This window comes from Streptomyces sp. NPDC034043 (genome assembly GCF_055575675.1).
Genome location: NZ_JBVISF010000035.1, coordinates 1 through 14,349 on the forward strand (window position 1 = coordinate 1; position 14,349 = coordinate 14,349).

A 14,349-nucleotide genomic window follows, 5' to 3' on the forward strand; every position below is an offset into this window, starting at 1 on the left:
GACGTCACACAGAACCTGGCCCCGAACGTCTCCACCGCCCACCGCAGGATCTCCGGGGCGGAAGCGTCCTCCAGGTCCCGGCCCGCCCGCTCGGCAAGCTCTTTGAGACCGACGTCTTGAGTGGTGGTCATATCTCGTCCCCTCCAGCGGTGTTGGACTGAACGCCCCGGGCCAGCAGCCCGAGGTACTTCAGCTGGAAGGCCCGGTTGCAGGCCCTGCATTCCCAGGCGCCGTGACCCGTCTCGTGGGGAAACAGGTCCTCGTCGCCGCAGTACGGGCAGTAGAACGGTGCGGCGCGCTCGCTCATGAGAGGCTCGCGTCGCTGGCGCGGCCGACCCAGGCGGCGAAGCGCTCGCCGTTCTCGCGCTCCTCCGCGAAGCGCTTGACGACCCGCTCGACGTAGTCGGGCAGACCGGCCGAGGTGACCTTGAGGCCGCGGACCTTGCGGCCGAAGCCGGCTTCGAGGCCGAGGGCGCCGCCCAGGTGCACCTGGTAGCCCTCCACCTGGTTGCCCTCGTCGTCCAGGACCAGCTGGCCCTTGAGACCGATGTCCGCCACCTGGATACGGGCGCAGGCGTTCGGGCAGCCGTTGATGTTGATGGTGATCGGCTCGGCGAAGTCCGGCAGGCGGCGCTCCAGCTCGTCGATCAGCGAGGCGCCGCGCGCCTTCGTCTCGACGATGGCCAGCTTGCAGAACTCGATGCCGGTGCAGGCCATCGTGCCGCGGCGGAAGGGCGACGGCTTGACCCGCAGGTCCAGCGACTCCAGGGCCGCGACCACCGAGTCGACCTGGCCGGCCTCGATGTCGAGGACGATCATCTTCTGCTCGGCGGTGGTGCGCAGCCGTCCGGAGCCGTGCTGCTCGGCGATGTCCGCGATCTTGGTCAGGGTGGCGCCGTCGACGCGGCCGACGCGGGGCGCGAAGCCGACGTAGAACTTGCCGTCCCGCTGCTGGTGGACGCCGACGTGGTCACGCCACTGGCCGGAGGGCTGCTCGGGCGCGGGGCCGTCGGTCAGCTTCCGCTTCAGGTACTCGTCCTCCAGGACCTGGCGGAACTTGGCCGGGCCCCAGTCGGCGACGAGGAACTTCAGGCGAGCGCGGGTGCGCAGGCGGCGGTAGCCGTAGTCCCGGAAGATCGAGATGACGCCCTCGTAGACGTCCGGGACCTCGTCGAGCGAGACCCAGGTGCCCAGGCGGACGCCCAGCTTGGGGTTGGTGGACAGACCGCCGCCGACCCAGACGTCGAAGCCGGGACCGTGCTCGGGGTGGTTCACGCCGACGAAGGCGATGTCGTTGATCTCGTGCGCCACGTCGAGCAGCGGCGAGCCGGAGACCGCGGACTTGAACTTGCGGGGCAGGTTCGAGAAGTCCGGGTTGCCGACGATGCGGCGGTAGATCTCCTCGATGGCGGGGGTGCCGTCGATGATCTCGTCCTGGGCGATGCCGGCGACGGGCGAACCGAGGATGACGCGGGGCGTGTCGCCGCAGGCCTCGGTGGTCGAGAGGCCGACGGCCTCCAGGCGGCGCCAGATCTCCGGGACGTCCTCGATCCGGATCCAGTGGTACTGCACGTTCTGGCGGTCGGTGAGGTCCGCGGTGCCGCGCGCGAACTCCTCGGAGATCTCGCCGATGACGCGGAGCTGCTCGGTGGTCAGCCGGCCGCCGTCGATGCGGACGCGCAGCATGAAGTACTTGTCGTCCAGCTCTTCGGGCTCCAGGATCGCGGTCTTGCCGCCGTCGATCCCGGGCTTGCGCTGGGTGTACAGGCCCCACCAGCGCATGCGTCCGCGCAGGTCGTTGGGGTCGATCGAGTCGAAGCCCGTCTTGGAGTAGATCGTCTCAATGCGCGTCCGCACGTTGAGACCGTCGTCGTCCTTCTTGAACTGCTCGTTGCCGTTGAGGGGCGTGTGGTGTCCGACGGCCCACTGACCCTCGCCGCGGTGACGGCCGGTCTTGCGGCGCGCTGCGGCTGCGGGGGCGGCTGCGGGCGTATCGGGGGTGGCGGCCATGGCGGGTACGTCCTTCTTCAACGGCTCGAGGTGGAGGCAGGGGGGAGCGGCGGCGCGCCCCTGTCACGCTGGAGTCTCTGAGCAGGTGCGGCCGATATCCGCCCGCGTGCCGGGGTTGCCGGCAGGCAAGGGGCGGTGTTCGGCCTCAGGGGGCTTGCGGGTGATCGACGCGTCCGCGGCGGCGGGGACTGCGGCGATGTGCGGCGGTCGCTGGTTCCGTCAGCGTGCCGGACAGATGGCGCTGGACATGCGGCCGAGGTCGACGTGCCGCCGACTCACCAAGGCAATTCCAGCTCCATTCATGGCCGAAGCGTGGCATGTGGCGATTGGAGGAGTCCACTACTGTCCACGATCCGGACGAACTCGTCCCGGATCGTGGGATGACGTGACGGGCGTCACCCTCGCCCGTTCCCCGAGGCTCCGCCCCGGCCCCCGCGCCTCAAACGCTGACGCGGCTGGATGTGCGGACCGCTTCCTGGGGGCCAGCCCTCAGACCCCCGCGCCTCAAACGCCGGCGAGGCTGAAGTTTCCGGCAGCACACCAGCGCGGGGCGGCCGGACAACGGACGTGAGGGGGTGGGGACGGGGTGGGGTGTCGTCCGGGGCTAAAACGAGATGAATTCGGCGCCGGGTACCTCGTACGACTCAGACCCGGAACGGGCGCCGAACATCGAAGCCCGCCCCGGACGACACCCCACCCCGGCACCGCCCCCGACCCGAAACCACCCCACCGAACCCGGCGCGACAGGGCACCGCCCCCGACCCGAAGCCACCCCGCCCGGCAGAGCAGCGACCCCGACAGGGCAACCCCCCACCCCCGAACCGCCCGGCCAGGGCCTACGCTCCCGGCCACGGCCCCGGCGTAGGCGTGGCCTCCTTCAGTTCCGTCTCCGTCCTGAAGACCTTGAACCCCCGGCGCTGGTAGTTGGCCATCGCCGTCGGGCCGTCCTGGCTGCACGTGTGCACCCAGACCCGCCGCGTGGGCTCGCGGTCCGGCCAGCGGGACGCGAGGTCCCAGGCGCGGGCCGTGCCGAAGGCCAGCAGGTGTCCGCCGATGCGGCGGCCCCGGAAGTCGGGCAGGAGCCCGAAGTACATGATCTCGACCACACCGTCGGGCTGCGGGTCCAGCTCCACGTACCCGGCCGGGGTGCCACGGTCGTACGCGACCCACGTCTCCACCCCCGGCCGGTTCAGCTGCTCCACCCACTGCGCGCGGGTCAGCGACAGCCGGTCCGTCCAGTGGATGTCCCCGCCCACCGAGGCGTAGAGGAACCGGCTGAACTCAGGCGACGGGACCTCCGAGCGGATGATCGTGATCTCCGGCCCCGGTACCGCCGCCGGGACGAGGTCCGACGCCGAGGTCATCTCGAGGGACCAGGTGGTGAGTGTGATGGTGCTCATGCGGTTCAGGGAATCACGGCCGCCGCGCCGTGGCCCACGCGGGCCCGGACGACCGCCGGGGCGGTGGAGTGGGGCAGGAGCCGGCCCGGGTCCGCCGGGCGGATCAGCTCCACCTCCACGTCCTCCGCGAAGCGGTACGGCCGGTGCGTCAGGACCCCGGCGAGGTGCCGCCGTACCCGGGACAGCTCGGCGCGGACCGTCACCGTCCGCGTCGGGTCCCCGAACAGTTCGGCGGCCAGTTCCGCCGCCGTACGCCCCCGCGGCGCCTCCGCCAGCAGGAACAGCAGCTCCGCGTGGCGCGGGCTCAGCTCCTGGGACCAGCTGCCGGCGGCCCCGTACACCGTCGCCGACCAGGACCGGGGCCGGCTCAGGTCCAGCACCACCCGGCTCACCGCCGCGGCGGCGCCGCGCGGCTCGGCCAGCCGCAGCAGCCACCCGCCGGGCAGCGGCTCGGCCACGCAGTCGCCCAGCTGCGCGACCCGTACCGGCCCGGGGCCGAGTGCCTTCGGCAGGGCGACCCGGTCGGCGGGGGCCAGCCCGGTCACGGCCGCCGTCCAGCCGTGCGGGTCCACGGCCACGGCCCGCCCGGGCAGCCGGGCCAGCAGCGGGGCCGCCACCGCCCGCAGCCGCTCCAGGGACTCCAGGTGCCGCACCCGCAGCTCCCGCTCGGCGAGGCGGGCCACGGAGCTCACCCAGGCCAGGGTCGCCGGGTGCATGGTGGCGAGCGGCCCGCTGACGTCGACCACGCCGAGCAGCCGCCCGTCCCGCGGGTCGTGCACGGGGGCCCCCGCGCAGGTCCAGTCGTGGTGGCTGGAGACGAAGTGCTCCGCCGAGAACACCTGGACCGGGCGCCGCGTCACCAGGGCCGTGCCCACCCCGTTCGTGCCGACCACGGCCTCGTCCCAGTCGGCCCCCACCGCGAAGCCCAGCCGGTCGGCCTTGCGCAGGATCGACCGGTGCCCCTCCCGCCACAGCAGCCGCCCGTCCGCGTCGGCGACGACCATGATGTGCAGGGACTCGTCCAGGGCGGGCAGCAGCCCCTCGCGCAGCACCGGGAGGATCTCCCGCAGCGGCGAGACCTGCCGCCGCTCCTCGGTCTCGGCCGCGGACAGCATGCGCGAGCGGGCGTCCCGGTCGGGGTGCACACCGCCGGCGAGCATCCGCCGCCAGGACTCGGCGATCTCCGGGCGGGGGGCGGCCGGCGGCCGGTCCCCGGCCAGCGCGGCCGCCCGTACCCCCTTGAGCAGGCGCGTCGCCTCCCGCGCGTCCATGGCCGAGATGCGCGCCACGTCGACCGTGCTGCCTGCGGTGTTGGCCACCGGAACCTCCCCGTGCTGAACAGGACGTACTGCCGGAGCCGCCCCCGGTGCCGCACGCGCGTGTTTCCCGGGCACATGCGGCGGGCGAATTCCGAGCCGTAAGGAATGCAGGGTTGCAACGGTATGCAACCCTCGCCAACCTCCGGTCACCCGACCGAAACTATCGGCACGCCGCCGAGCGGCGTGACAGCTCCTTCCTCGGGGCTCTTGGACCAGGGGTGGTGCCGAGTCGGCGCGGCGCCACCCCCGGTCCCACCGCCACGGGCTCGGATCCGGTGCTGAGCGTTCCGGCGGCCGTAGCGGTTTGGGGACCACGACGGCCGGGGAGCACGGTGGTTTGGGGACCGCCGTCAGCCCGCGATCCGCGCCCGTGCCACCACCGCGGCCAGGTCCAGGCTGTGCGGCAGCGTTCCGAAGGCCGCCCCCCAGTCACCGCCGAGCCGCGACGCGCAGAACGCGTCCGCCACCTCCGGCGGGGCCCACCGCACCAGCAGCGAGCCCTGCAGCACCAGGGCCATCCGCTCCACCACCCGGCGGGCGCGTGCCTCGATGCCGTCGAGGTCGGCCAGCTCCGTCAGCAGGTTCTTGATCGCCGCGTCCAGCCGGTGGTCGGCGCCCCGCGCCAGGCCGACCTCCTGGAGGAAGGCGTTCAGGGCCAGCGGCTCCCGCTGGAGCGCGCGCAGCACGTCCAGGGACTGGACGTTGCCCGAGCCCTCCCAGATGGAGTTCACGGGGGATTCGCGCAGCAGCCTGGGCAGCCCGGACTCCTCGACGTAGCCGTTGCCGCCCAGACACTCCAGGGCCTCCGCCACCATCGGCGTGCAGCGCTTGGTCACCCAGTACTTCGCGGCGGGCACGGCCAGGCGCAGGAAGGCCCGCTCCTGGTCGGTCCCGGCGTCGTACGCGGCCGCCAGGCGGAGCGTCAGAGCCGTCGCCGCCTCCGACTCCAGGGCGAGGTCGGCGAGGACGTTGCGCATCAGCGGCTGCTCGATGAGCGGTGCTCCGAAAGCAGAGCGGTGCTCCGCGTGGTGCACGGCCTGCGTCAGCGCCTGCCGCATCAGCGAGGCCGAACCGATCACACAGTCCAGCCGGGTCGCCGCGACCATCTCGATGATGGTCCGCACCCCCCGGCCCTCCTCGCCCACCCGCCGCGCCCACGTACCGTCGAACTCGATCTCCCCCGACGCGTTCGACTTGTTGCCCAGCTTGTCCTTCAGCCGCTGGATCGCGAACGCGTTCCGCGTCCCGTCCGGCAGCACCCGCGGCACCAGGAAGCAGGTCAGCCCACCCGGCGCCTGCGCCAGCACCAGGAACCCGTCCGACATCGGAGCCGAGCAGAACCACTTGTGCCCGGTCAGCACGTACTCCCCGGAGGCATCCAGCGGCGCCGCCGTCGTCGTGTTCGCCCGTACGTCGCTGCCGCCCTGCTTCTCCGTCATCCCCATCCCGAAGAGCACCCCGGCCTTCTGCCCGGCCGGCCGCAGCCCCTCCTCGTAGACGTGCGAGGTCAGCCGCGGCTCCCACTCCGCCGCCAGCTCCGGATCGGCCCGCAGCGCCGGCACGGCGGCGTGCGTCATCGAGACCGGGCAGCCGTGCCCCGACTCGGTCTGCGACCACAGGAAGAAACCCGCCGCGCGCCGCAGGTGCCCGGCCGGACGGCCCCAGGCGTCCGTCAGCCCGGCGCCCACCGCGTGCCCGAGCAGCCGGTGCCACGAAGGGTGGAACTCCACCTCGTCGATCCGGTTCCCGTACCGGTCGTGCGTCCGCAGGACCGGCGGGTGCTCGTTCGCCTCCCGGCCCCATTGCTGGGCCTGCGCGGAACCCGCGGCACGCCCGAGAGCGGTGAGCTCCCCGCGCACCTCCTCGCGGAGTTCCGGGGCCGCGTCGGCGAGGTGCCGCTCCACGCCCTCCGTGAGGGCGCGGTCGCCGAGGTAGACCTCGTACCCCACGAGGGGAGGGGCCTGGTTGCTGACTGTGTGGGTGGTGGCTGCCATGCGGATACCGTAAGGACGTGCAGCCAGCAAAAGAAACACCCGAGGGCTTCCCGGTACGGCCGGGACGGCTCCACCGGGCCCGCGCCCTCTACCGCAACGTCTCCAAGCGCACGATGGGCTGGCTGCTCCTCAAAGACACCGTCAACTCCTGTATCGAGTACCGGATCCTCGGCCTCGCCGCCGAAGCGGCCTTCTTCACCCTCCTCTCCCTGCCCCCGCTCTTCCTCGGCCTGCTGGGCCTGCTCGGCTACGTGGACGGCTGGACGAACACCGAGTCCGTCGCCAGCATCGAGGAGAACATCCTGCGCGCGGTCGGCACCGTCCTGTCCGACCGGGGCGTCAACGACATCGCCAGACCCATGCTCGACGACGTCACCAGCCGCGGCCGCCCCGACCTGATCTCCCTCGGCTTCGCCTTCGCCCTGTGGTCGGGGTCGCGCGCCGTCAACGTCTTCATCGACACCATCACCGTCATGTACGGGCTCGACGGGCAGCGGGGCATCGTCAAGACCCGGCTGCTCGCCTTCCTCCTCTACGTGATCGCCCTGCTGATCGGCGCGATCGTGCTCCCGCTGATGGTGGTCGGACCCGACGCCGTCGTCCGCCTGGTGCCCTGGAGCACGGAGGTCATCGCCGTCCTCTACTGGCCCGTGGTCACCCTGCTCTCCATCGCCTTCCTGACCACGCTGTACCACGTCTCCGTGCCCGTCCGCTCCCCGTGGATCGAGGACGTGCCGGGCGCGCTGGTGGCGCTCGCGATGTGGGTGCTCGGCTCGTTCCTGCTGCGGATCTACCTGACCAACACGGTGGAGGGGCCGACGATCTACGGCTCCCTGGCCGCGCCCGTCGCGATCCTGCTGTGGATCGGCATCTCCGCCTTCGCGGTCCTCGTCGGCGCCGCCGTCAACGCCGCCATCGACCGGGTCTGGCCCTCGGTGGCCACCGCCGCCGCCCGCGAGGCCAACGAACGGGCCCGCGAGGCCGAGGCCGCCCGGCTCGTCGCCCGCGCCGCCGCCTGGCGGGCCCTCGCCGAGGGGGAGTCCGAGGACGACGAGGACGCCGGAATGCCCTCGGAGTTCCCCGAGCGGTGGTCGAACTTCCTGCCGCCCGACGACTACACCTCCCGCCTGCGCAAGCACTGACGGCGGGCCCGCCCTGGCCCGCGGAGCTGGGCTTCGGCTTGTCTGGGAGTATCCTCGGCGCCGCCCTCGACGACCTCGTGGAAACGGGCCGGCTGCCCGAAGGCCGGCGCCCCGGAGCCGAGTTCCTCGCCTGGTCCGCCGTCCACGGTCGCGCTGTCCTCGTCATCGACGGTCCCCTGCGCGGCCTTCATCCCACCCGGGCCCACGACGCGGGCCGGCACCTCATCGACATGATCGAACGCCGTATCTGACCGCCGGACAGGGCGGCGTTCGTCGCGGGCTGAAGGCTTGCCGCAGCTATCGATTCTCGATAGATTTCCATCGTTGTTCGATCGAGGGAGAGATGATGGGGAAGCTGACGGTGCTCGCGCTGCGCGCTGTGCTGGTGGTGCTGCTCGCCGGGTCGGTGTTCGTGGAGGCGGTGATGGTGCCGCTGCTGGCCAGCGATCTGGAGGGGCTCGAGGAGGAGTTCGCGTACCTGCGCGCACCGTTCCTCGCGCTCATCGTCCTGGGCGTCGTGACGGTGCAGGTCGTCCTGGTGTGCGTGTGGCGACTGGTGACGATGGTGCGACGCGGGACGGTGTTCTCCCATGCCGCCTTCCGGTACGTGGATGTCGTCATCGGTGCCATCGTGGCGGCCGCCCTGCTGGTGTTCGCGCTCGGGGCCGTGCTGGCGCCGGGCGAAGCCGTCGCCCCGGGCGTCGTCCTCCTGATCGGCGGGGCCGGCCTCGCCGTCCTGGGCGTCGCGCTGATCGTGCTCGTACTGCGGATGCTGCTCGCCCAGGCCGTCGCGCGCGACGTCGAGGCGGCCAGGATGCGGGCCGAGCTGGACGAGGTGATCTGATGCCGATCGCCGTCGGCATCGACGTGATGCCGGCCAGGCGGAAGATGGCCGTGGGCGAACTCGCCGAACGCGTCGGGATCACTCCCGCCGACCTGGCGGTGCTCAAGAGCGGCCGGGCCAAGGCGGTGCGCTTCGCGGCGCTCTGCGAGGTGCTGGAGTGCCAGCCGGGGGACCTGCTGCGCTGGGGGGCCGGCGGCGACGGTGAGGGCGCCGACGGCGGTTCGTGAGCGCGGTTCGCCGATTCGGCCAGTAGGGTGACGGTGTGTCATGACCGGGCCTGGAGGCCCGAGTCGGATGGATCACATCGAGAGAACAAGGTGCTCAGGTTGAAGAGGTTCAAGGCTACGGTTGTCGCCATCGCCGCCATCGCAGGACTGGCCGTGGCCGTCACGCCGGCTCAGGCAGCCGATACCTGCAACGCGGGGGGCGGCGGCCGGTACATATGTGATTACGGCGTAACGAACCACGCGCTTCCGAACGGCCAGAAGGAACAGTTCCTGGTCGGCCTCGACTATGCGGTGTGGACGCGCTGGACCATCAGCAATCAGTGGACCGGATGGGTGTCCTTGGGCAAGCCCGATCCCCTCGGTTCTGCCCGCGCCACGAACGCTGTCAAGGTGGAGGATCAGCAGGTGGACGGCGACTTCCGAACGACCATCTACCTCAACAACAGCAACGGCCCCGTCGTCAGCAGGACGCGCCTCGCCCTCGGGTCGGGCTGGACGCCTTGGGACTGGCCCAACTTCAACTGACCGAGTGTTCCGCCCCCCCCGCCCGGGCCGTACGCGTCAACCTGTTCGCGGACGGAGGCGGGCAGCAGCTCCCACCCTTCGGCCGGGGTGATGTCGGTCATGCGGATTCCGTCCGTTCTGCGGGTGAGGGGACATGGGTAGCATCCTGCCTCCCCCGTGTGGGGGAAGAGGTCGGGAGCGGGGGACGATGTGGGTCGGCTCGGTTCCCGGCCAGCATGTTCGTCATGCCGAACCTGTTGCGAGTCAAGGCCCTGCCGGACGTGCCCCGGTGGGCCGCCGTCGCCGCCCATGCCGTTCCGTTGATCGCCGTCCCGTCGGGGCTGTGGCGGGTCGCCCTGGTCGTGGGGCTGCCGGTTGCCGCCGAGCCCGTCACGACCGTGCCCGGAGCGGCGTACGTGCTCTTCCTCAGCGTGCTGTCCGAGTGCCTGGCCCTGCTCACGCTGGGACTGGTCCGCGGCTGGGGAGAGACCGTGCCGCACTGGATCCCGTACCTCGGCGGGCGGCGGGTGCCACCGCTCGCGGCGGTGGTTCCGGCACTGCTGGGGGCGGCCGCCGGGGCGGCCCTGATCGCCTGGTTCGCGTACGCCAACGTCGTCGGGATCGGCGAGGGGACCATCGGCAGCCCGGCCCAGGACGTCTTCCTGCTGGCCTGTTACGTCCCCCTGGTCGCGTGGCCCCCGCTGCTGGCGGCGGTCGCCCTCGCGTACCACCGGCGCCGGAAGGCGGCGGCGCCCGTCATGGCGATGTGTGGGCCGCGATGAAGGCGGACAGCTCATCGGTGGCCGGGAGGCCCGAGGCGGCCGAGGCGAGGTGGACGGCCAGGCCGGGGAGAGGAACCTCATGACCCGCCGCCTCACCGCCGAATCCACCCCGAGTTGGCGCGGCACGTGCACCACGCTCAACCCGGCAATCCAGGATGAAACAACGGGATGAAACGCCCCCTTCAAGGTGGCCGTGTGTACGAGGAAGCGCCGTCCGGGGAGGTCCCCGGAGCCGTGGTCTGGCGGGCACGGGGACCCGGCGGGGTGGTGCTGCCCGACGGGTGCATGGACCTGCTGTGGACCGAGGGGCGGCTGCTGGTCGCCGGCCCCGACACCGGCCCGCACCCCGCCGGGGAGGTCCCCGGCCGTGCCTTCGCCGGGCTCCGCCTCGCCCCCGGCACCGCGCCCGCGCTGCTCGGTGTACCGGCCCACGAGCTGCGCGACCGGCGGGTGGAGCTGGCCGACCTGTGGCCCGGCCGCGACGTGCGCCGCCTCACCGAGCACACGGCCGCGTACGAGGACCCGTGCGCGGCCCTCGAAGCGCTGGCCCGGACCCGCCTCGCCGCCGCCGGCCCGCCCGACCCGCTCCCCGCCGAGGTGACGGCCCGGCTCCGGGCGGGGCAGCCGGTCGCCGCGATCGCGCGGGCCGTCGGGCTCGGGGAACGCCAGCTGCGCCGGCGCTCCCTCGACGCCTTCGGGTACGGCCCCCGCACCCTGGGCCGGGTGCTGCGCCTCCAGCGCGCGCTGGCCCTGGCCCGGCGCGGGCTCCCCCAGGCGGAGGTGGCCTGCGCCGCCGGGTACGCCGACCAGGCGCACCTGGCCCGCGAGGTGCGCGCCCTGGCCGGGACCACCCTCGGGGCCTACACGGCGTCGGCGGGGGCGAACAGCGAGACCCCGCAGCCGTCCGGGTCGAGCACCACCGCGTAGCGCTGCCCCCAGAAGGCGTCCCAGGGCTCGAGGTGCCCCTCGTACCCGGCGCCCGTCAGCTCCGCGTACAGCGCGTCCACCTCGGCGGGGGACTCGCACAGAAAGGCGAGCTCCCGGCGCTGGCCGCCGCTCGGCGGGGTCCAGGAGGGGTCGAAGGACCTGACCGTCTCCTCCGTGTCCCAGCCGATCCGCAGCCCGCCGGGCAGTACGGCCTCGACGTGCGGCTGGGCGTCGGCGCCGGCCGGGACGTCCAGACCGAGCCGGCGGTAGAAGGCGAGCGAGGCGGCCATGTCGGAGACGACCAGGCCGATCATGTCGAGTCGTGGAGTCATGAACCGCAGGCTAGGCGGACGGCCGGGCCGCGGTCTTGAAGGAAACGGACATCGCGGAAACGGCACACGGACGCCGCCATGCGCCCCGGCCCGGTCCGGCTGACGCCCCGGAGTTCACCGTGTCTCCGGTCACCCTTGATCGTTCGGGGTGGTGTGAGGGTTTGCGCCGCCCCGGATTCGGGCGATCCGTCGTGGGGCAACGGGCATCGCCGTGGCGGTGTTGTGCGCCGGCGCGTGCGCGGGACCCTCCCAGCCGAAGCTGCCCAGGTCGGAGTCGGCTCGCAGTGACCTGATCAAGGCCGCCCAGCAGCTCCTGGTGAACCGCTGCCTGACGGCCCGTGGGGCAGCGGGACCGCCTCCGCGGCAGGACGTGCTGTTCGGGAGCGACCCGGCCGAGCTGTCGGTCACGCTCGCCACCGGACACACGGTCCGTGCGCACACCGACGGCTGCCTGGCCGAGGCGCACCGCTTCCTCTACGGCGACCAGGCCCGCTGGTTCCGTGCCGAGGTCACCGTCAACAACCTGCGCGCCGAGGCCCAGGCCCGGCTCAAGGAAGACCCCGAATACCGGGCCGCACTCGCACGCCGCGCGGCGTGCGAGGACCGGGACGCCCGCTGTATCGGCGCAACCGGCCTCCAGGAACTGCGCGCCCGGCTGGAGCCCGCCCGCCTCGCCGAGGTCCGCGCCGCACACCGCGGCGACATCGCCACCTACGACCGGCTCCGCGGCCGCGCACTGCACCGCGCGGGCCCCACTGCTGTCCGCCGGCCACACCCCCCACCAGAAAGGCCACGACCCCTCATGAAGAGCAGGCTGTTCACCTCCGCCGCCACCGCACTCCTCGTCCTCACCGCCGGCCTCGCCGCAGCGGCTCCGGCCGGCGCGGCCGACTGCCCCAGCGGCCAGTTCTGCGCCTGGACGGACGTCGACTACCGGGGGCAGCGGGCCAACTGGAGCGGCGACGACACCTGGTGGGAGGGCTACATCGCCGACGAGGACTCCTCCTGGGCCAACCACGGCATCTCCGGCCCCGGCATCAAGGACCACGTACAGGTCTACTCCGCGAGCGGTCTGGGCGGCCACATGACCCTCTGCCTCACCCCCGGCCAGGAGGTCAGCCACAACGCCGCGGCCAACGACGACGGCGATTCCCACACCTGGGCCATGAGCTGCTGAGAAGCGACCGGGTCCCCGCCGGGGCCCGCGGACGGTGCGGGGGCCGGCAGGCCGGCGATCCTCGCCGAGGATGCCGTACGCCTTGCGGCGTGACGCCGGGGCCCGAATTTAATCGGTGGTGCCGTGCCTTGGGGCGGGGCTATGGTTCTGCTCGTTCCGAGGCGCGGCCGTGTGTCGTCGCCGAGGGCGTGGTGTCGGTTCGTTGAGAAGAAGCAGGAGGTGAGGACATTGATGACTGTCACGGTGACGGGCTTTGCCCGCATTCAGGAGTTCATCATCGTTTCCGCCCCTGTGGTCTCCGGCTGACCTCACACTCTCTTCGCACCGCCGCCGAGCGGGCGCTGCCGGGGCCACCCTGTGAAGGGTTCCCCTTGACTCTCTCTTCTTCCTCCTCTTCCCTCTCCTCCCTGTCCTCCTTCGGCTGGGACGAGGCGTGGGCCGACGAGTTCGCCCCCTACGCCGCCCAGGGACTCCTCCCGGGGCGCGTCGTGCGGGTCGACCGGGGCCAGTGCGACGTGATGACGGAGAACGGCGTGGTCCGCGCCGACACCGCGTTCGTCACCCCGCACGACCCGCTGCGGGTCATCTGCACGGGCGACTGGGCCGCCGTCAAGGCGACCGGCAATCCCCGTTACGTGAAGGCGTACCTGCCGCGCCGGACCGCCTTCGTGCGGTCCACCTCCTCGCAGCGGTCCGAGGGGCAGATCCTCGCCGCCAACGTCGACCACGCGATCATCGCGGTCTCGCTCGCCGTCGAGCTCGACCTCGGCCGGATCGAACGGTTCCTCGCGCTGGCGTGGGAGTCGGGGGCACAGCCGCTGGTCGTCCTCACCAAGGCCGACCTGGTCCCGGACCCCAGCACGCTGGCCCACCTGGTGCAGGACGTGGAAACCAGCGCTCCGGGCGTGCAGGTCCTCACCGTCTCCTCCCACACGGGGGAGGGCACGGACGTGCTCGCCGCGATCGTCGCCGACGGTACGAGCGTGCTGCTCGGCATCTCCGGCGCGGGCAAGTCCACGCTGGCGAACGCGCTCCTCGGCGCCGACGTCATGCACGTCCAGGAGACCCGCGAGGTCGACGGCAAGGGCCGCCACACCACCACCACGCGCAACCTGCTCGCCCTGCCGGGCGGGGGCGTTCTGATCGACACCCCGGGGCTGCGCGGCGTCGGGCTCTTCGACGCGGAGGCGGGGGTGGGGCAGGTGTTCTCGGAGATCGAGGAGTACGCCGAGCAGTGCCGCTTCCACGACTGCGCGCACGAGGCGGAGCCGGGGTGCGCGGTGCTGGAGGCGGTGGCGGAGGGCGAGCTGCCTGAGCGGCGCCTGGAGAGCTACCGCAAGCTGCTGCGCGAGAACCAGCGGATCGTCGCGAAGACCGACGCCAGGCTGCGGGCGGAGATCCGCCGGGACTGGCGCATGAAGTCGGCGGTGGGGCGCGCGAATTACGCGGCGAAGCGGGGCAATTAGCGGGTGCCCTTGCCCTGGCCGGGCGGTTCGGGGTGGGCGGGGGAGGCTCTGCCGGGCGGTGTTGCGGTGGGGTGGTTTCGGGTCGGGGCCGTTGCCCTGTCGGGCGGGGTGCGGTGGGGTGGCTTCGGGTGGGTCGGGGGCGGTGCCGGGGTGGGGTGTCGTCCGGGGCGGGCTTCGATGTTCGGCGCCTGTTCCGGGTATGTCCTGCGGAGCGGTACCGCGCGC

At 72.5% G+C, this 14,349-nt stretch carries 16 protein-coding genes and 1 pseudogene; 9 read left to right on the forward strand and 8 right to left on the reverse strand.

Annotation, left to right across the window (positions count from 1 at the left end; translation table 11 throughout):
- From ACZ51S_RS34330 to ACZ51S_RS34360, 7 genes and pseudogenes are all read right to left on the reverse strand, one after another.
- Positions 1-131, reverse strand: a pseudogene (locus ACZ51S_RS34330) (phosphoadenylyl-sulfate reductase); the annotation flags it as partial.
- Positions 128-307, reverse strand: a complete 180-nt coding sequence (locus ACZ51S_RS34335; protein ID WP_125815005.1) for a hypothetical protein — start codon at positions 305-307, stop codon at positions 128-130. The pseudogene ACZ51S_RS34330 and the gene ACZ51S_RS34335, both read right to left, overlap by 4 nt.
- Entirely contained in the window at positions 304-2,010 is a 1,707-nt protein-coding gene (locus ACZ51S_RS34340; RefSeq protein ID WP_468963149.1) for a nitrite/sulfite reductase, read from the reverse strand. The genes ACZ51S_RS34335 and ACZ51S_RS34340 overlap by 4 nt, the downstream gene beginning before the upstream one ends.
- A gap of 219 nt (positions 2,011-2,229) precedes the next feature.
- Positions 2,230-2,313 (reverse strand): putative leader peptide, encoded by an 84-nt coding sequence (locus tag ACZ51S_RS34345; RefSeq protein ID WP_312847410.1) that lies wholly within the window; start codon positions 2,311-2,313, stop codon positions 2,230-2,232.
- Positions 2,314-2,846: 533 nt separating this feature from the next.
- Positions 2,847-3,410, reverse strand: coding sequence for a GNAT family N-acetyltransferase (locus tag ACZ51S_RS34350; protein WP_468479981.1), 564 nt, complete (start codon positions 3,408-3,410; stop codon positions 2,847-2,849).
- 5 nt (positions 3,411-3,415) lie between these two features.
- Positions 3,416-4,681: a GAF domain-containing protein gene (locus tag ACZ51S_RS34355; protein ID WP_388946503.1), complete on the reverse strand. Its 1,266-nt coding sequence runs from the start codon at positions 4,679-4,681 to the stop codon at positions 3,416-3,418.
- A gap of 398 nt (positions 4,682-5,079) precedes the next feature.
- Positions 5,080-6,723: an acyl-CoA dehydrogenase family protein gene (locus ACZ51S_RS34360; protein ID WP_468963151.1), complete on the reverse strand. Its 1,644-nt coding sequence runs from the start codon at positions 6,721-6,723 to the stop codon at positions 5,080-5,082.
- 17 nt (positions 6,724-6,740) lie between these two features.
- Between ACZ51S_RS34360 and ACZ51S_RS34365 the strand changes: the two genes are divergently transcribed.
- The 7 genes from ACZ51S_RS34365 to ACZ51S_RS34395 all read left to right on the forward strand — a co-directional run bounded on the left by ACZ51S_RS34365 (position 6,741) and on the right by ACZ51S_RS34395 (position 11,149).
- A complete protein-coding gene (locus ACZ51S_RS34365) occupies positions 6,741-7,865 on the forward strand; it encodes a YihY/virulence factor BrkB family protein (RefSeq protein ID WP_388946494.1) in 1,125 nt (374 codons plus the stop codon).
- A 38-nt stretch (positions 7,866-7,903) separates the two neighbouring features.
- Positions 7,904-8,116: a TetR-like C-terminal domain-containing protein gene (locus ACZ51S_RS34370; RefSeq protein ID WP_468963153.1), complete on the forward strand. Its 213-nt coding sequence runs from the start codon at positions 7,904-7,906 to the stop codon at positions 8,114-8,116.
- Positions 8,117-8,211: 95 nt separating this feature from the next.
- Positions 8,212-8,709 (forward strand): DUF2975 domain-containing protein, encoded by a 498-nt coding sequence (locus tag ACZ51S_RS34375; RefSeq protein ID WP_468963155.1) that lies wholly within the window; start codon positions 8,212-8,214, stop codon positions 8,707-8,709.
- The gene (locus tag ACZ51S_RS34380) at positions 8,709-8,936 is read left to right on the forward strand and encodes a helix-turn-helix domain-containing protein (RefSeq protein WP_468963157.1); all 228 of its coding nucleotides are present in this window, start codon (positions 8,709-8,711) and stop codon (positions 8,934-8,936) included. Before ACZ51S_RS34375 ends, ACZ51S_RS34380 begins: the two co-directional genes overlap by 1 nt.
- Positions 8,937-9,035: 99 nt before the next feature.
- Positions 9,036-9,461: a hypothetical protein gene (locus ACZ51S_RS34385; RefSeq protein ID WP_468479985.1), complete on the forward strand. Its 426-nt coding sequence runs from the start codon at positions 9,036-9,038 to the stop codon at positions 9,459-9,461.
- Positions 9,462-9,685: 224 nt separating this feature from the next.
- Positions 9,686-10,222 carry a hypothetical protein gene (locus ACZ51S_RS34390; RefSeq protein WP_468479986.1) on the forward strand — a complete coding sequence of 179 codons (537 nt, stop codon included), beginning with the start codon at positions 9,686-9,688 and terminating at the stop codon, positions 10,220-10,222.
- Between the two features lie 168 nt (positions 10,223-10,390).
- On the forward strand, positions 10,391-11,149 hold the full coding sequence (locus ACZ51S_RS34395; protein WP_468963158.1) for a helix-turn-helix transcriptional regulator: 759 nt from the start codon (positions 10,391-10,393) through the stop codon (positions 11,147-11,149).
- On the opposite strand, the gene ACZ51S_RS34400 is transcribed toward ACZ51S_RS34395, so the two are convergent.
- Positions 11,083-11,481 carry a VOC family protein gene (locus tag ACZ51S_RS34400; protein WP_468804088.1) on the reverse strand — a complete coding sequence of 133 codons (399 nt, stop codon included), beginning with the start codon at positions 11,479-11,481 and terminating at the stop codon, positions 11,083-11,085. The two genes, ACZ51S_RS34395 and ACZ51S_RS34400, sit on opposite strands and share 67 nt — an antisense overlap.
- An 802-nt stretch (positions 11,482-12,283) precedes the next feature.
- Between ACZ51S_RS34400 and ACZ51S_RS34405 the strand changes: the two genes are divergently transcribed.
- Positions 12,284-12,658, forward strand: coding sequence for a peptidase inhibitor family I36 protein (locus tag ACZ51S_RS34405; RefSeq protein ID WP_468479990.1), 375 nt, complete (start codon positions 12,284-12,286; stop codon positions 12,656-12,658).
- 371 nt (positions 12,659-13,029) lie between these two features.
- Complete coding sequence (rsgA, locus tag ACZ51S_RS34410) at positions 13,030-14,124, forward strand: ribosome small subunit-dependent GTPase A (protein ID WP_468963161.1); 1,095 nt, start codon at positions 13,030-13,032, stop codon at positions 14,122-14,124.
- Positions 14,125-14,349: the final 225 nt, after the last annotated feature.